We start from the raw sequence: 17,241 nt of genomic DNA, 5'->3' as shown, positions 1-17,241 counted from the left end.
CATGCTTGCCCTGCGAGGCTGCCATCGCTACCACCCGCAGGCCTTGAGAAATCGCCCCACCGTGCCAGCCATGCCATACTCCAACGCGTCGGCTGTCAACCCATGTCCGATCGAGACCTCCGCCAAGGCGGGAATGCGCCTTGCCAGTGCCGGCAGATTGCTGATCACCAGGTCATGCCCGGCATTGACCTGAAGGCCGGCGGCAAGCGCGGCGTCGGCGGTTTTTCCCAGTCTTTCCAGCTCCTTGGCCGCTCTGGCGGGATCGGAATGATAGCTGCCGTACGGACCCGTATAGAGCTCTATGCGGTCGGCGCCGGTGTCACGCGCGGCCGTCACGCCTTCGAAATCCGCGTCGGAAAACAGCGACACACGGAAGCCCCCCTTCTTCAGACGCTTGACGATCGGTATCAGGAACGCGGCCTCAGCCGCAAAATTCCAGCCGTGGTCCGACGTCGCCTGCGCCGGATCGTCCGGCACCAGCGTCACCTGCTCCGGCTGATGCTTTTCCACAAGCAGTAGGAAATCCTCGGTTGGATAGCCCTCGATGTTGAATTCCGCGTGCGGGAACTCATCGTCGATCAGCGACCTGATCTTAGGCAGATCGGAGTGTCTTGTGTGCCGCTCGTCTGGGCGCGGATGCACTGTCAGCCCATGCGCCCCGGCTGCGAGTGCAATGCGGCCGAGGCCGGTCACGCTGGGCCACGGCAGGTCACGCCGGTTGCGCAGCATGGCGATGGCATTGAGATTGACGGAGAGCTTTGCAGGCATGGAGGCGGCCTCGGAAATCGTTCGACGCGCCACCTATAATGCCTTTGGCGGGAACAGACAGGGGGTTTCGAGTGTTCCAAGCCTGATGAACGATGTCCGTGAAAGGAAGCGCCATGAATTTTCTCGATTCCGTGCCGGCGATCCGTCGTATCGAGACCAGCCGTGACGACCTTCTCGCTATTGATGTCGTCGGGCACATCTCCGCGGCCGATGGCGAAAACCTTTTCGGCTTGATGGAGGCAGCCTATGCCCTTCACCCGCGCATCGATGTTCTGGTGCGCCTTGTCGACCACGATGGCGTCGACTGGGCCAATATCGCGGAGGAAACCCTGAAGCAGGGCACCGCCCATGCGATGGAACATGTTGGCCGTTGCGCGGCGATCGGCGAGCCGGACTGGACCGCGGACGCGCGACACGCCCTGCGCGATTCGCCGTCAATCGAGTTCAAGCATTTCGAGACCGAGGACGAAGCCGCAGCCTGGCTATGGCTCGGCGTTCAGCCGACCGGGAAGCAGCAGGGTCGTGGCTAAAACACGACATTTCCGCAAGGTCCCGGCGAGTGCTTGCTACCTGACGATCGTCAGCCGCTCGGCCGCCCGGGTGATGGCGGTGTAGAGCCAGCGCTGGCGGGTTTCCTTGAAGGCCCAGCTTTCGTCGAACAGCACGATCTCGTTCCACTGCGAGCCCTGTGCCTTGTGCACGGTCAGCGCATAGCCATAGTCGAAATCGTCGAAGCGCTTCTTCTGCTGCCAGGGAATGTCAGCATCCGGATCCTCGAAGGCCGCCTTGAGCAGCTTGATCTTGGCGACGCCGCGATCCGGATCGTCTTCTTCGGGAGAAACCAGCAAGTTGATGCCGGGCTTCACCGTCTCACGCGACGAGGTCATCACCTTCCACAGCGAGCCGTTGAGCAGACCCTTGGCCGGATCGTTGCGCAGGCAGACGAGCTTGTCGCCGGCCTGCGGATAGTCGGCATTGAAGCCTTTGAGCTCACGCAGCCGCTGATTGTAGCGGCGGCGCGTCCGGTTGGTGCCGACCAGCACCTGGTCGGCCTTCAGCACCAGCTCCTGGGTGACGTCTTCCTTGCCGATCACCTGCGCCGTGCCGTAGTCGCCGCGCATGAATTCGCGGCCCTCGCGCACATCGAGCGCCAGCCGCAGGATCGGGTTGTCGCGCGCCTGCCGATGGATTTCGGTGAGCAGGAAGTCCGGCTCGTGGTCGGTGAAGAAGCCGCCACCCGAAATAGGCGGCAGCTGGCCGGGGTCGCCGAGCACCAGGATCGGCGTGCCGAAACTCATCAGGTCGCGGCCGAGCTGCTCGTCGACCATCGAACATTCGTCGATGACGACCAGTTTCGCCCGCGAGATCGGGCTTTGCCGGTTGAGCGAAAAGGTCGGCGACATGGAGGTCTTGCCGGTGACCTCGTCCGATACCGATTCCTCGCCTTTCGGCCGATAGATCAGCGAGTGGATGGTGCGGGCATTGACCGCGCCCTTGGAGCGCAGCACCTGCGCCGCCTTGCCGGTGAAGGCGGCGAACTGCACCTGGCCGTCGACATGCTCGGCGAAATAGCGCGCCAGCGTCGTCTTTCCGGTGCCGGCGTAACCGAACAGCCGGAACAGCTGCGGCCTTCCGGTCTTCAGCCAGCGGGCAACCGCTTGCAGCGCCTCGTCCTGTTGGGGAGAGAATTCCATCAGCGCGAGAGACCGGATTCGCAAGGGAAAGACAAGATAGCTGCCACCACCATCGACGCGTCGGGGACGCGTCAGTGCCGCCGACACATCAGACTATCAGGCGCGAACAAGAACGTAAAGGGAACAGATACCGCACCACCACAACCTATCCGGTCGGGCCGCCACGACCTATGGTCGGGCCGCCACGACCGATATGGTTGGGCTGGGATCGTTGTCCAGCAGGATGGGCTTGCCGTGCGGGGTAGCATGTGCGGCGCGCTCCCAGGCTTCGGCCATCGCGTCGACATCGGCCTTGGCTGCCAGCCCTTTGGAGGCAAGCAGGCTTTCCAGCGCCGCCAGCCAATGTTCGTAATAGTCATGGCCGTCAGCCGCGGCACCTGGCTTCTTCACCTCGGTCGATAGCGCCTGCGCCCATTCGCTCCACGAAAACAGGCCCTTGCCATGCAGCGCCACCGTCATGGCGAACGCTTCGGCCTGCCATGGCTCGGCAAAGACCGGCGCATCGACGCCCGGCGGCAAATCGGCGGCGTGTTCGTCTGCCTCACGCCGGCTCAAGATAGCTCTCCCAGGCATCGATCGACACGCTCAGCGTCGGGTCGGCGCCCTCGCCCCAGATTTCCGGCCCGTCGAAAACCACGGTGTAGACCCATTGCGGATTCTCGCCCTGGCCATGTGCGTTGCTGTCGGGGAACACGAACCCATCGTGCACGGCCTCGACCGTTCCATGCTTGCCGCGTGCATAGCGCGGCAGCCGCGTGTGACCGGTCGAGCTGAAGTTTTTGGTCCGCACGGGATCGCCCGCCTTGAACCGCGCAGGTTGCGCCATCGGCCGGTCGCAAGGACCGCCCTTGGCCAGCACACCAGGCACGTTTTCGGCCTTCAGCACCCGCTTGGGTACCGCTGCCGGATCGACTGCCGTGCCTGCCTTGAGATCGCGCTCGGTGACGAACCCGTGGCGCTTGAGCAGCACTTCCAGCGCCTTGATCCAGATCTGATAGTAGCTGGAGGCATAGTAGTCGGCGGGATGCAGCGATTCCCGCGCATGCCGGCTCTCATCGATGTTCCAGGCACCCATGGCGCCGGCACACAGCGTCACACCGAGCGCCCGCCTTTCCCAGGCTGCATGGAAATACGGCTCGTCCTTTTCGGGTGCGACCGGCCCGAACCCCATCTGCCCACCGAGGTCCTGCGGCCCGTTCATGCCGGCAGCCTCGCCAGTCCGGTGCCGATCATCGCGTCGCGGCTCACCAGATCGGCCAGCCGCTCCTCGCTCCAGCCCTCGGTGCCGTCCGGCCGCATCGGCACGACGAGATAGCGCAACTCGGCGGTCGAATCCCAGACGCGGACCTTTTTGTCGGCCGGCAGCGTCAGTCCGAACTCTTCCAGCACCCCTCGCGGATCGATGACCGCCCGCGAACGATAAGGCGGCGCCTTGTACCAGACCGGAGGCAGGCCGAGCACCGACCACGGATAGCAGGAGCACAGCGTGCAGACGACGAGATTGTGCGTCTCCTCGGTGTTGAAGACCGCCTGCATATGCTCGCCCTGGCGGCCGGTATAGCTGAGCGATTCGATCGCCGCCGTCGCGTCGCGTTTCAGCCAGTCGGCAAATTCCGGGTCGGCCCAGGCCTTGGCCACCACCCTGGCACCATTGCGTGGGCCGATCCTGGTCTCGTAGGTGTCGACGATGACATCGATCGCGGCCGGATCGATCAGCCCCTTGCGGGTGAGGATGGTTTCCAGTGCGCGGACACGTGCGGCAAACGGATCGAGTTCGTTGTCGTGGTCATGATCGTGGGACATGACCGCAAAATACGTTTCCGATCATCCCGCCGCAAGCACGACGGCTTGGGCCAGACCTTTCGCGAACTCGACTTCTATTCGGCGGCCGCCTTCTGCGGCTCGCCCTGCATGTCGTCGCTGGCGTCGAACAGCGACGGCTGGTCCACCGTTTCGACCACGTGCAACTCGGGCTTGCGCTTCGGCATGAGCCCGACCAGCCAGCCAGAGAAATTCTCCATGTAGACATAGATCACCGGTGTGACGAACAGGGTCAACGCCTGCGAGGCAAGCAGACCGCCGACAACGGCAACGCCCAGCGGCTGGCGCAGCTCGGCGCTGGCGCCGGTGCCGAGCGCTATCGGGAATGTGCCCATCAGTGCCGCCAGCGTCGTCATCATGATCGGCCTGAAACGCATCAGGCAGGCCTTGTGGATCGACTCGGTGGCCGACATGCCTTCTCGTCGCAGTTCGAGCGCGACATCGACCATCATGATGCCGTTCTTCTTGACGATGCCGATCAACATCAGGATGCCGATCACAGCGATCACCGACAGATCCATGCCGGCGAAGCGCAAGGCAACAACCGCCCCCAGCACAGCCGACGGCAGGCCGGTGAGGATTGTGAGCGGATGGATGAAGCTCTCGTACAGAATGCCGAGCACGATATAGATCGTCAGGATCGCGCCGCCGACCAGCAGGCCCTGGTTGGCCAGCGAGTCCTGGAAGGTCTTGGCGGTGCCGGCAAAGGTGGTCGAGATCGCCGTCGGCATGCCGATCTGCTCTTTGAGCGCGTCTATGCGCGTTACGCTGTCACCCAGCGCCACGCCCTGCGGCAGGTTGTAGGAGATGGTCACGGCCGGAAGCTGGCCGAGCTGGTTGACAGTCAGGGCGCCGGCCGTGCGATCGACGCGGGCGAAGGCGCCAAGCGGCACCAGACTGCCGCTCGCCGTCCTCATCTGGATGGCGAGCATCCGCTCGGGTGACCATTCGATCTTGGGATCGAGTTCGGTGATGACTTCGTAGCTGTCGGCCGAACCGAAGATTGTCGAAACCTGGTCGGTGCCGAACCCGCCATAGAGGGCGGAGCGCAGCGTGTCGGTATCGATGCCGAGCTGGGCGGCCTTGTCGCGATCAATGACCAGCGATGCCTGCAGGGCGTTGTTCTGCAGGTCACTGGTGACGTCGGTGAAGGTCGCATGGTCGGCCACCATCGCGTCATTCAGTTTTTGCGCCCACGTATCGGTCAGGCCAGTATCGAGGCCCTGAACCACGAGCTGGTAGGCGCTGGCCGACGAGCGCGAGCCCAGCCTCAGGTTCTGCACCGGCTGCATGTAGGTCTCGATGCCCGCCACGCCAGCCAGTTGCTTGCGCAGATCCGAAAGCACCTTCTCGATATCGGGACGCTGGTCCTTGCCCTTGAGCTGGACGAAGAGCTGCCCCTGGTTGAGCGCATTGTTGCCGCTGCCCGCCGACCACGCCACATGGTCGACATAGGGCGAATGCGAGAAGACGCTGGCCACCTGCCCTTGCAGCTTGGCCATGGCGTCGAACGAGATGTCCTGGCGCGCGATTGTGGTCACCGATATCTGACCGATATCCTCCTGCGGGAAGAAGCCCTTCGGCGAGACCTCGATCAGCCACACCGACGCTGCCGCGGTGCCGACAAAGACGAGGAACACCAGGAAGGTGTGCCGCAGGCAGAAGCTCAAGATTCGGTCATAGCCGCGTGTGACGAGGTCCTGCTTATGGCCAGGGCCATGCTTGTCGCGATCGGCCTTCGTGACCGACAGCAAACGCGAGCACAGCATCGGTGTCAGCGTCAGCGACACGAACATCGACGCCAGGATGGCGACCGTGACCACGACGGCGAACTCGTTGAAGATGCGTCCGATGACGCCGCCCATCAAAAGCACGGGGATGAACACCGCCACCAGCGAGATCGAGATCGAGATGATGGTGAAGCCGATTTCGCGCGCGCCCTTCAGCGACGCATCGAAGGCCGACAACCCATCCTCCTCCATATGGCGGAAGATGTTTTCGAGCATGACGATGGCATCGTCGACGACGAGGCCGACGGCCAGCGTCAGTCCCATCAACGAGATGTTGTCGATGGAAAAGCCGAACAGGAACATCGCGCCGAGCGTGGCGATCAGCGAGATCGGCACCGCCACGGCCGGGATGATGGTCGCCGTCACCCGGCGCAGGAACACGAAGATCACCATCACCACCAGCGCGATGGTCAACAGCAGCGTGAACTGTACGTCGTCGACGGCCTGGCGGATCGAGCTCGAACGGTCGTTGAGCAGCTTGATCGAGGCAGCGGCCGGCATCTGGTCCTGGAAGGACGGTAGCATCGCCTTGACCTTGTCGACGACGTCGACCGTGTTGGCGTCGGGCTGGCGCTGCACCGCCATGATGATGGCGCGGGTGCCGTCATACCAACTCGCCGTCGTCGTCGTCTCGACCGAATCGACGACGCGGGTCACCTCGCCCAGCCGTACCGGGTGACCGTCTTTGGTGGCGATGATGATGTTGGCGAAGTCGGCGGCGTTCATCAGCTGCGTGTTGGCGGTGATGGTGAGCTGCTGCTTGTTGTTCTGGAGCACGCCGAGCGGCGTGTTGCTATTGGCCGAGGCAACCGCCGTCTGCAGCTGATCGATCGAGATGCCGCGCGCGGCAAGCGCGGTGGGATCGATCTGGATGCGCACGGCGTATTTCTGCTGGCCGTAGATTGAAACCTGCGCGACGCCGTCGATCGTCGACAGCGACGGCGAGATCACGTTCTCGGCAAAGGCGTCGAGGTCGGTCAGCGGAACCGTGTCGCTGACCAGCGACATCAAAAGGATCGGCGCATCGGCCGGGTTGACCTTGCGATAGCTCGGCGGCGCAGTCATCTGCGGCGGCAGCGATTTCTGGGTGCGCGCAATCGCGGCCTGCACGTCCGCGGCCGCGGCGTCGATGTCGCGGTTGAGCACGAACTGGATGGCGATCGAGGTCTGGCCGAGCGAGTTGGTGGTCGAGATCGAATCGATGCCGGCAATGGTGGCGAACTGCTTGATCAGTGGCGTCGCCACCGAGGTCGCCATCGTTTCCGGCGAGGCGCCGGCGAGCTGCGCCGACACATTGACCACAGGAAATTCGGCGCTCGGCAGTGCTGCCACCGGCAGGAACTTGTAGGCGAACAGCCCGCCCAGCACGAGGGCGAACGACATCAGAAGGGTGGCGACGGGCCTGCGAATGCAGAATTCGGAGATCATTGGGCCGCCTCGGCCACCTTGGGCGCGGCAGCACTCGCCGTGGCCTTGCCCTCATGCACGGCAGCACCGTTCTTCAGCCGCGTCTGCCCTTCGGTGACGACCTTCTCACCGCTTTTCAACCCCTGGCTGATGGCGCTGATCTCACCTTCGGTTAGCGCCACCTGCACCGGCCGCATCTCGACGGTGTTGTCCGGCTTGACCACATAGACGAACGGGCCCTTCTGGCTCGGCTGGACCGCAACGGTGGGAACGGAGGTCATCTGCGGCATGATGCCGGCGTCCAGGATGACGTTCACATACTGGCCCGGCCATAGCGAAAGATCGGCATTCGGAATGCTTGCCCGCGTGGCGATCGTGCCTGACGCGGTATCGACACTGGAATCGACGAAATCGAGCGTACCCTTGCCGATCGGCGTCGGGTCGCCGTCCTTGGTCAGCGTGACCGCCCCTTGCTGCGGATTGATAAGCGCCTTGTGCAGCAGCGCCAGATTGCTTTCCGGCAGATTGAAGTTCACCTGCAGCGGGTCCATCTGGGTGATGGTGACAAGCGGCGTCGCGGTGCTGCTGTTGCCATTGCTGACGGTGACGAGATCGCCAACGGCGACGCTGACTGCGCCCAGCCTGCCGGAAATCGGCGCCGTGATGGTGGCAAAGCCGAGTTGGACATTGTCTGCGTCGATCGTCGCCTTGTCTGCATCGACGGTCGCCGCCGCGGCTTTCTGCGCGGCCACTGCCTGGTCATAGGTTTGCTGCGTGCCGGCCTGCTTGGCGACAAGATCCTTGGCGCGAGCGAGATCTGCCGCCGAACTGGCGAGCATCGCCTGGTCCTTGGCCAGCGTGGCCTGGTCCTTGGCCAGTTGCGCCTTCAACGCGCGGTCGTCCAGCGAAAACAGAACGTCGCCGGTCTTCACCATCTGCCCGTCCTTGACGTCGATCGATACGATCTGGCTGGACACCCGTGCATTGATGCTGACGACGGCCGGCGAGGAGACGAAACCGATCGCATAGCGCCGGATCGGAAAATCTGCCGTCGAGGCGACGGCCGAGAGGATGGATGCCGAGCGCGCCGCATTGGCGGCCTTTTTGTCGGAAGCCGCGGCCGGTTGGTCCGCCGCGGCAGCCTGCTTTTGGCCGATGAGCTGTTGAACCTTGCCCAACGCGTCTGGCGAAAGATAGAGCCAGGCCGCCCCGCCCAGGCAGGCGACGGCAAGCAACGAAAGAACGACTTTTCCACGCATTGTCAAAAGGCCCTCTCCACCCGACACGCCGTGGTCCGATGGTCATATTCTAGCGCAAACTACGGCCCATTGCCGCAGTGTCGCCGAATAGATAGGACACGCCTTTGTCGGAAAAGGGCCAAAACACGGCATTACGAAGATTTAATGTGCACTGCACAATGGCTGTGCAACGCGGTCGTCACTCCGAACGGGACGGCCTGTGACCTAACGCAGCATCGGCCAAAGCGTCGCCGCCAGCAGCACGCCCATGGCGATGTTGAACCATTTCAACCGCACCGGGTCCGACAGAAAACCGCGCAGCGCGGTGCCGAAACCCGCCCACACCGAGACGCTCGGCAAATTGACGACGGTGAAGGCTATCGAGATCAACACCACCGACAGGAACGGACGATCCGGATTGGTGTAGACGGCCATGGCGGTGATCGCCATCACCCATGCCTTGGGGTTGACCCACTGGAACGCCGCCGCATCGATGAAGCGCATTGGCCGCGCTTTCGTCTCGCCCTTGCCAGTCAGGGTGCGCGACATGGCGATCTTCCAGGCGAGGTAGAGCAGATAGGCGCCGCCGGCGACCTTGAGCGCGGTATGCAGCACCGGAAACGCCGTCAGCACGGCGCCAAGGCCAAGGCCCACGGCAACCAGCAGCACCAGAAACCCGATGCTGATGCCCAGCATGTGCGGAACCGTCCTGACGATGCCGAAATTCACCCCAGATGCCAGAAGCATGAGATTGTTCGGCCCGGGCGTGATCGACGTCACGAGGGCGTAGACGAGCAGGGCAAGGAATGCGTCAAGGGACATCGGGACCACAAAGTCAGCAATACTGCCTTAGATAACCGAGGCACCTGGCGCAACAACGATCCGTTGGTCCACCCAAAGCCGCGGGCCGCACCTTGATCATGACTTCAGCCCGCCGGAAGCTGAAACGCGATCATCTGCCGTGAGACTGCGCCGGCAACCGGTTGTTCGCGACAGCTATGGTCTCCTGCCGGTCGCGCAGGCGGCGCAACCCCTTTCGTTTTGGGGTGTTCTCCGGCAGTTTCACGCCGTGGGCGAGACCGAGACCAGCAAGAACCCGGATGAAGATCCAGCCGAGGTCGATCTGTCCCGGTTCCAGGCCCAGCCGGGCGGATTCGGGAAATGCGTGATGGTTGCCATGAAAACTCTCGCCGAACGTCACCAATCCGAAACGCGGCAAATTATAGCCCCATCGACGCACCATCCCTGGTCCCCGCGCCGATGCGCGAAATGCCCGACCAGCCAATGTCCGGTAAGGGATGCGCAAACACGCACCGCGATGCCCCAGACCACCCAGCTCCAGCCGCCAAGCAGCAGGAACAGAATGGCCCATGGCAGCTGCTGCAGCATCCAGGTGCGCTCCAGGAATTTATAGAACCGGTCATTCCTGATCGACGGCTCGATGACGAATACCGGCGGATTGCGCAACGCGACCGCGCAATGCATCTGCCAGAAGGCGTCGATGAAAAATGGCCGGCGGTGGGCGTGCAGGTCGTGGCAGGCCGTCTGACGCTGTGCCCAGTCGCGGATATCGTGCGCATGGATCATTCCAAAAGGGCCAGCCATGCCGACCAGCACGCCGAGATAGACCAGCGCGTGTTCGATCCAGATATGAACCTTGAACGACCGGTGGATGAGCAGGCGATGCATTCCGACCGAGTGCCCGGCGCAGATCGTCACCGCTGTCGTCACGACGAACAGGACAAAGCCGCTCCAGCTGAAGGTGAGCGGGCCGAATATGATAGCGACAATCGTCATCGCACCGATCCAGATCGACTTGGCCGGCATCCAGACGACCGTCCCATCCTGCGCGTCGCTATCTTGTCGAGAAATCATCCTGCCCGTGGATATGGTCTTCATCGGGAACCCTCCTTGCATGAACATTTCCGAACCACAGCCTTGCCTTTTGGCGCGCCGGCCATTATTTAGGTGGTAAGCTAATCATCTATTATTCAAAATTAGGTATTTAGGCAATAGTCTAAATACAAATCGGACGAAGGCGCTTCGCTGGCGCCTGCCCTCAGAGGTACAAAGCAGTGGTCGAGGAAACAGAACAGGCATCGGACGCTGAAAGCGCCATCGGCGCCAGTGGGGCGATCCAGCGCGTGTTCGAGGCGCTGTCGTCAGCGCCCCGGCGCAAGATTCTTGCCTATCTCGCCCACTCTTCGCTGACAGCGGGCGAGATCGCGGCGCGCTTCGATATGTCGAAGCCATCGATCTCGCAGCATCTGAGCATTCTGGAGACGGCCGGCCTCATCGCCAGGGAGCGGCAGGGGCAATTCATCCACTATTCGCTGGTCGAGAACAATCTGGTGAACACCCTGAACGGGTTCGTTCAGGATGTATGCCCCGTGTCGCGTCCGTTAAAAAGGGAAAGCAAGGCACTGGCCGGCGGCAAGATCGAGGTCCAGCCGGCAAAATCTGACGACTAAGGCAGCCCTACATCCCTTGCGGGCCGCGGTTCAGTGCAGCCACGCCAGTGCGGCAGATTTCGACCAGACCGAGCGGCTTCATGATGGCGATGAACTGGTCTATCTTGGTGCCCTTGCCGGTGATCTCGAAGATGAAATGCTCGGTGTTGGCGTCGATGACGCTGGCGCGGAATGCGTCCGCCAGCCGCAGCGCCTCGACGCGGGCCTCGCCGGTGCCGGCAACCTTGACCAGCGCCAGTTCCCGCTCCAGCGGCCGCTCCTGGCCGAACTCGTGCGAGCGCACGGTCAAGTCGACCACGCGGTGAACCGGCACGATACGCTCGAGCTGGTGCTTGATCTGCTCCAGCACATGCGGCGTGCCGCGCGTCACGATGGTGATGCGCGACAGGTGCTTCTCGTGCTCGGTCTCGGAGACGGTCAGGCTCTCGATGTTGTAGCCTCGCCCCGAAAACAGGCCGATGACCCGGGCAAGCACGCCCGGCTCGTTGTCGACCAGCACGGAAAGCGTGTGGTTCTCGGGCTTTTCCGTTTCCTTGGCGATGAAGTAGGCGGAGCCGGTCGGTTGTAGCTGTGCGTTCATGACATGAATCTCGATTTCAAACTCTTGATCTAACTCTCTGTATACGCACGGCTTCTTGCGACAGCCCTGCCTCGGCTGGGCTGACTACACCAGTTCCCTGCCCTTGGCGTCGATGGCGTTGGCCACCGCCTCGTCGGTCGCCTCGTCGGGCAGCAGCATCTCGTTATGCGCCTTGCCCGACGGGATCATCGGGAAGCAGTTGGCAAGCGTCGCCACGCGGCAATCGAACAGCACCGGCTTCTTGACCGCGATCATCTCCTTGATCGCGTCGTCCAGCTCGTCCGGCTTCTCGCAGCGTATGCCGTGGCCGCCATAGGCATCGGCCAGCTTGACGAAGTCCGGCATCGCCTCGGTGTAGGAATGCGACAGCCGGTTGCCATGCAGCAGCTGCTGCCACTGGCGCACCATCCCCATATACTGGTTGTTGAGGATGAAGATCTTGATCGGCGCGTCATGCTGCACGGCAGCGCTCATCTCCTGCATCGTCATCTGCACCGAGGCGTCGCCGGCGATGTCGATGACCAGCGCGTCGGGATGCGCGATCTGCACGCCGAGTGCTGCCGGCAGGCCGTAGCCCATCGTGCCCAGCCCGCCTGACGTCATCCAGCGGTTCGGCTTCTCGAAATGATAGTGCTGCGCCGCCCACATCTGATGTTGGCCGACCTCGGTGGTGATGTAGGTGTCCATGTTCTTGGTCAGTTCGTAGAGCCGCTGGATGGCGTATTGCGGCATGATCACGTCGTTGTTCATCTTGTAGGCGAGCGAGTCGCGCGCACGCCATTTGGCGATCTGCTCCCACCAGGGGTAGAGCGCCTTCTTGTCGGTCTTGGCGGTCGCCCGCCACAACCGCACCATATCCTCCAGCACCCGGCCGACATCGCCAATGATCGGCACCTCGGTGTGAACGTTCTTGTTGATTGACGACGGATCGATGTCGATGTGGATCTTCTTCGAATTCGGCGAAAACGCGGTCAGCCGCCCGGTGATGCGGTCGTCGAAACGCGCGCCGATGCAGATCATCACGTCGCAATCATGCATGGTCATGTTGGCTTCATAGGTGCCGTGCATGCCCAGCATACCCATCCAGTTCTTGCCTGATGCCGGATAGGCGCCGAGCCCCATCAGCGTCGAGGTGATCGGGAAGCCGGTGAGATCGACCAGTTCGCGCAGCAGATGGCTCGCTTCCGGGCCGGAATTGATGACGCCGCCGCCCGAATAGATGATCGGCTTCTTGGCGCCGGCCATCAATTCGACAGCAGCCTTGATCTTCTCCAGGTCGCCCTGGACCTTGGGCTGGTAGCTGGTGCGCGGCGCGATCTGCGGCGACACGTAAAAACCCCTGGCGAACTGGACGTCCTTCGGGATGTCGACCACGACAGGACCGGGGCGGCCCGTGGTGGCGACATGAAAGGCCTCGTGGATGGTCGCGGCGAGCTCGTTGACGTCCTTCACCAGCCAGTTGTGCTTGGTACAGGGTCGCGTGATGCCGACCGTGTCGCACTCCTGGAAAGCGTCGGAGCCGATCAGCGAGGTCGGCACCTGTCCGGTCAGGCAGACCAGCGGGATCGAATCCATCAGCGCGTCCTGCAGCGGCGTCACCGCATTGGTGGCGCCAGGACCGGAGGTCACCAACATGACACCGGCCTTGCCGGTCGAGCGCGCATAGCCTTCCGCCGCATGGCCGGCGCCCTGCTCGTGGCGGACCAGAATGTGCTCGACCTCGTCCTGCTGGAAAATTTCATCGTAGATTGGGAGAACCGCGCCGCCCGGATAGCCGAAGACATGCTTGACGCCATTGTCCTTCAGCGCCTGCACCACCATTTCGGCGCCCGTCATTTCGCGCCGCTCACTTTGTCCGTTGCTCATCGGTCTGGTCCCGTACTGTCCGCCATCTGGCGATTGCTGGTCGTTTAGTCGTGTTTCAGGCAATAAAAAAGGCCCCCGAGGGAGCCTGTGTGTGCGCATGGGGGGTTTTCGCCCGGCGGTTACACCGCCTTGCCCACGCGCTTTCCTACGAGAATGAGTGCCGTTTTCATGGTGGCGGACACTAAGGGCGGGAAAGGCAGCCTGTCAACGGGAAAAATCGCGCCGGCACGTGGAGCGTGCCGGCGCAACTGCGGTGGTCAGCCCGGCGCCTTGCAGCGGGAAACGCGCGGATCGCATTTGGCCGCCTTCTTGGCCTGCATCGTTGCCGGTGGGTGGTGAGGCGCGACTTTCGCCGGACCATGGTGCTGGGACATTGCCAGCGCCTGCTGGTGCGGCTTTTGCGGCCCCGCCCCGCGTCCGAGACGCTGGCCAGAAACCGCCTTGGGTTGAGCCGAGTTGGGCGACGACTTCACCACGACACGCCCATTGCCTGCTGTCTTGTTGGCATGGGCCTTGAGCACATCGACTTTCGAGCCATTGCTGGCGACCATCCGCTTGCGGACACCCGGTGTCGCGACGGCGGGATTGCCCGCCGTCACGGCGCTCTGGGAAATCGCCTTGTTGCCGGTCAGCGTCTTCGGCCCATGACCCGAGACGGTCGGCCCGCTCGCGTTGGCGGCCGTCGCGGCCGGCGCTCCATTGCCGGCCAGCTTCTTGATCTCCGCGCCTCTCGACGTATCGAGCCGCGCACTGGCGATCACCCCTTTGCGGGGCGGAGCCAATTTTGCCGCCTTGATCGAGGCTATGACGGGCTTCGGGAACTGTTGCAGCCTGGGTCCGGCATTAATCGCGACGACCTGGTTGCCGAGCCGCACATGCGGCGCGTTGTTGACCACGACGGTCTGGTTGATGATCGACGTGTTGCGCACGATCACGACATTCTCAGTGGCAGGCCGCACCACTCTGACCAGATCGACCGCGCCGATCGCCGCCACCGGCACGAAACACCACCAGGCGTCGTCGAAGGCGACGTCGACATCGGGCGGCGCCGGAGCCCAGCCGACATCGTCGCCACCCTGGCGCCAGACCACCCAGGCTGGCGCCCATTGGTCGCCGGCGATCCACACCCAGCCGAAATCGGGATCATAGGCCCAGCGGCCGTAGTGGTAGACGACATCGCCGAACGGCTCGGCGGATTCCCAGTACCAGCCGTCGTCGGTCCAGACCCATCGGCCGTCGGTGTAGGGCCGCCACTCGGCACGGACCGTCGGAACCCAGACCTCGCCGAAGCGGCTTGAGGTGCGCCATCCGCCATAACTTGAAAGCCTTTCGCGGATGGTCACGGAGATCTCCGCCGCATGCGCGGACTGGATTCCCGGCAACACCAGCGGGCTGGTCAAGGTGGTGCTCAGGGCCATGACCAGAGCCACTGCAGCGGCGCGTGTGCGCCGGCCGATAGAGAGAAATGAAGACGCTTGCATAACGGGCATGACGGGCTCCAGAGTTCCGCATCCAGAAAATCCCGGGAACCGCCCTGTTGCCCGCCTTCGCTTCCCGGCTTTCCGATCGGTTGTCCTCAGCCGCGGTGACCGCATTGCGGCATATAATCATCACGTTTGCGCGACCGGCACGGCATTGACACCGGCCTGATGATCTCAATTTCCAGACAAACCATTGAAACCACTGGAAACTATGGTGGGGCGTGACGAAGTCTGTCATCTCTGTCGATACTTCATCGTCCGGCCGGCGCGTCGGGCGGAGCCACCATGACGATCTGGATTTCACGGGAGGAAAGCTGATGCTCGACAAGGCCCCAAACAAGAAACTGTCCGACCTGCTCGACCAATTCGGCGCCGCCCTGGCCGACCATGACATCGAGAAAGCGGTCGATTGCTTTCAGGAGGATTGCTACTGGCGCGACCTCGTCACCTTCACCTGGAACATCAAGACCATGGAAGGTCGCGACCAGGTCCGCGACATGCTGAAAAGCCAGTTGTCGAAGACCAGGCCATCCCATTTTGCCATCGCCAAGGGTGAGGATGCGACCGAGAGCGGTGGGCTGATCGACGGCTGGATCAGCTTCGAGACCGAGGTGGCGCGCGGCTTCGGCCATGTCAGGCTGAAGGACGGCAAGATCTGGACGCTGCTGACCACCATGGCCGAGCTGAAGGGCCACGAGGAGCCGGCGGGCTTCGCGCGGCCGATGGGCGCCAAGCATGGCTCGGGCAAGAACCGCCCGACATGGAAAGAGGAGCGCGAGAGGGAAGCCGCCGAACTTGGCTTCAAGACGCAGCCCTATACGGTCATCATCGGTGGCGGTCAGGGCGGCATCGCGCTCGGCGCACGGCTGCGGCAGCTCGGCGTGCCCACGATCATCATCGAGAAGAACGAGCGGGCCGGCGACAGCTGGCGCAAGCGTTACAAGTCGCTCTGCCTGCACGACCCGGTCTGGTACGACCATCTGCCCTATATCGACTTCCCGAAGAACTGGCCGGTCTTCTCGCCCAAGGACAAGATCGGCGACTGGCTGGAAATGTACACCAAGGTGATGGAGCTGAATTACTGGTCCTCGACCGAGGCAAAGAGCGCTTCCTATGACGACAAGACGAAGGAATGGACCGTAATCGTCCACCGCGACGGCAAGGACATCACGCTGAAGCCGAAGCAACTGGTTCTGGCCACGGGACAATCCGGCAAGGCCAATGTGCCGAAATTCAAAGGCATGGAAACCTTCAAGGGCGATCAGCATCACTCCTCGAAGCATCCCGGTCCCGATGCCTATGCCGGCAAGAAAGCCGTTGTCGTCGGCTCGAACAATTCCGCCCACGACATAGCCGCGGCACTTTGGGAAGCAGGCGCCGATGTCACCATGGTGCAACGCTCGACCACGCACATCGTCAAGTCCGACACGTTGATGGAAATCGGGCTGGGGGCCCTCTATTCGGAACAGGCGATTCAGAGCGGCATGACCACGGCCAAGGCCGATCTCGTCTTTGCCTCCCTGCCCTACAAGATCCTGCACGAATTCCAGATTCCGGCGTACGCCGAGATGAAGAAGCGCGATGAAAAATTCTACACGGGTCTCGAGAAGGCCGGCTTCATGCTCGACTGGGGCGATGACGATTCCGGCCTGTTCATGAAGTATCTGCGGCGCGGTTCGGGCTACTACATCGATGTCGGCGCTTCCGACCTGATCATCGATGGCTCGATCAAGCTGAAAAGCGGTGTCGACGTGGCCGAGATCAAGGAGCATTCGGTGCTGCTCAGCGAGGGGTCGGAATTGCCCGCCGATGTCATCGTCTACGCCACGGGCTACGGCTCGATGAATGGCTGGGCGGCCGACCTGATCTCCAGGGATGTCGCCGACAAGGTTGGAAAATGCTGGGGCCTCGGCTCGAACACCACCAAGGATCCGGGTCCATGGGAGGGCGAATTGCGCAACATGTGGAAGCCGACGCAGCAGGAAGCGCTGTGGTTCCATGGCGGCAACCTGCACCAGTCGCGTCACTATTCGCAGTTCCTGTCGCTGCAACTGAAGGCCAGACAGGCGGGCCTGCCGACGCCGGTCTATGGGCTGCAGCAGGTGCACCACAAGGGATAGCCAGC

14 protein-coding genes and 1 pseudogene are annotated in these 17,241 nt (G+C 62.8%); 3 read left to right on the top strand and 12 right to left on the bottom strand.

All coding sequences use genetic code 11. The features are described 5' to 3' along the window. Positions 1–27: 27 nt before the first annotated feature. The gene (locus tag ACFSOZ_RS08915; protein WP_379096174.1) at positions 28–768 is read right to left on the bottom strand and encodes a pyridoxine 5'-phosphate synthase; all 741 of its coding nucleotides are present in this window, start codon (positions 766–768) and stop codon (positions 28–30) included. Positions 769–881: 113 nt separating this feature from the next. On the opposite strand from ACFSOZ_RS08915, the gene ACFSOZ_RS08910 reads away from it, so the two are divergent. Then, complete coding sequence (locus ACFSOZ_RS08910) at positions 882–1,298, top strand: SpoIIAA family protein (RefSeq protein WP_379096171.1); 417 nt, start codon at positions 882–884, stop codon at positions 1,296–1,298. A gap of 36 nt (positions 1,299–1,334) precedes the next feature. On the opposite strand, the gene ACFSOZ_RS08905 is transcribed toward ACFSOZ_RS08910, so the two are convergent. The 8 genes and pseudogenes from ACFSOZ_RS08905 to ACFSOZ_RS08870 form a co-directional block, all read right to left on the bottom strand. After that, the gene (locus ACFSOZ_RS08905; RefSeq protein WP_379096168.1) at positions 1,335–2,462 is read right to left on the bottom strand and encodes an ATP-dependent DNA helicase; all 1,128 of its coding nucleotides are present in this window, start codon (positions 2,460–2,462) and stop codon (positions 1,335–1,337) included. A gap of 168 nt (positions 2,463–2,630) precedes the next feature. Continuing rightward, the gene (locus tag ACFSOZ_RS08900) at positions 2,631–3,017 is read right to left on the bottom strand and encodes a nitrile hydratase accessory protein (RefSeq protein WP_379096165.1); all 387 of its coding nucleotides are present in this window, start codon (positions 3,015–3,017) and stop codon (positions 2,631–2,633) included. Further along, positions 3,004–3,663, bottom strand: a complete 660-nt coding sequence (nthB, locus tag ACFSOZ_RS08895) for a nitrile hydratase subunit beta (protein WP_379096162.1) — start codon at positions 3,661–3,663, stop codon at positions 3,004–3,006. Before nthB ends, ACFSOZ_RS08900 begins: the two co-directional genes overlap by 14 nt. After that, positions 3,660–4,265: a nitrile hydratase subunit alpha gene (gene nthA, locus ACFSOZ_RS08890; RefSeq protein WP_379096159.1), complete on the bottom strand. Its 606-nt coding sequence runs from the start codon at positions 4,263–4,265 to the stop codon at positions 3,660–3,662. The genes nthB and nthA overlap by 4 nt, the downstream gene beginning before the upstream one ends. A 74-nt stretch (positions 4,266–4,339) precedes the next feature. Then, a complete protein-coding gene (locus tag ACFSOZ_RS08885) occupies positions 4,340–7,501 on the bottom strand; it encodes an efflux RND transporter permease subunit (RefSeq protein ID WP_379096156.1) in 3,162 nt (1,053 codons plus the stop codon). After that, positions 7,498–8,739: an efflux RND transporter periplasmic adaptor subunit gene (locus tag ACFSOZ_RS08880; protein ID WP_379096153.1), complete on the bottom strand. Its 1,242-nt coding sequence runs from the start codon at positions 8,737–8,739 to the stop codon at positions 7,498–7,500. The genes ACFSOZ_RS08885 and ACFSOZ_RS08880 overlap by 4 nt, the downstream gene beginning before the upstream one ends. A gap of 204 nt (positions 8,740–8,943) precedes the next feature. Continuing rightward, positions 8,944–9,540, bottom strand: a complete 597-nt coding sequence (locus ACFSOZ_RS08875; protein WP_379096151.1) for a LysE family translocator — start codon at positions 9,538–9,540, stop codon at positions 8,944–8,946. 130 nt (positions 9,541–9,670) lie between these two features. Further along, positions 9,671–10,617, bottom strand: a pseudogene (locus ACFSOZ_RS08870) (acyl-CoA desaturase). Between the two features lie 176 nt (positions 10,618–10,793). On the opposite strand from ACFSOZ_RS08870, the gene ACFSOZ_RS08865 reads away from it, so the two are divergent. Next, positions 10,794–11,189 carry a metalloregulator ArsR/SmtB family transcription factor gene (locus tag ACFSOZ_RS08865; RefSeq protein WP_379096148.1) on the top strand — a complete coding sequence of 132 codons (396 nt, stop codon included), beginning with the start codon at positions 10,794–10,796 and terminating at the stop codon, positions 11,187–11,189. Positions 11,190–11,196: 7 nt separating this feature from the next. On the opposite strand, the gene ilvN is transcribed toward ACFSOZ_RS08865, so the two are convergent. The 3 genes from ilvN to ACFSOZ_RS08850 all read right to left on the bottom strand — a co-directional run bounded on the left by ilvN (position 11,197) and on the right by ACFSOZ_RS08850 (position 15,125). After that, on the bottom strand, positions 11,197–11,769 hold the full coding sequence (gene ilvN / locus ACFSOZ_RS08860) for an acetolactate synthase small subunit (RefSeq protein ID WP_379096145.1): 573 nt from the start codon (positions 11,767–11,769) through the stop codon (positions 11,197–11,199). 84 nt (positions 11,770–11,853) lie between these two features. Next, the gene (locus ACFSOZ_RS08855; RefSeq protein WP_379096142.1) at positions 11,854–13,635 is read right to left on the bottom strand and encodes an acetolactate synthase 3 large subunit; all 1,782 of its coding nucleotides are present in this window, start codon (positions 13,633–13,635) and stop codon (positions 11,854–11,856) included. 257 nt (positions 13,636–13,892) lie between these two features. Next, a complete protein-coding gene (locus tag ACFSOZ_RS08850) occupies positions 13,893–15,125 on the bottom strand; it encodes a DUF6600 domain-containing protein (RefSeq protein ID WP_379096139.1) in 1,233 nt (410 codons plus the stop codon). A 308-nt stretch (positions 15,126–15,433) separates the two neighbouring features. On the opposite strand from ACFSOZ_RS08850, the gene ACFSOZ_RS08845 reads away from it, so the two are divergent. After that, positions 15,434–17,236, top strand: a complete 1,803-nt coding sequence (locus tag ACFSOZ_RS08845) for an NAD(P)/FAD-dependent oxidoreductase (protein ID WP_379096136.1) — start codon at positions 15,434–15,436, stop codon at positions 17,234–17,236. Positions 17,237–17,241 lie beyond the last annotated feature (5 nt).

This window comes from Mesorhizobium newzealandense, from assembly GCF_042682145.1.
Taxonomy (GTDB): Bacteria; Pseudomonadota; Alphaproteobacteria; order Rhizobiales; family Rhizobiaceae; genus Mesorhizobium; species Mesorhizobium newzealandense.
This window is presented reverse-complemented; position numbering and strand designations above follow the sequence as displayed.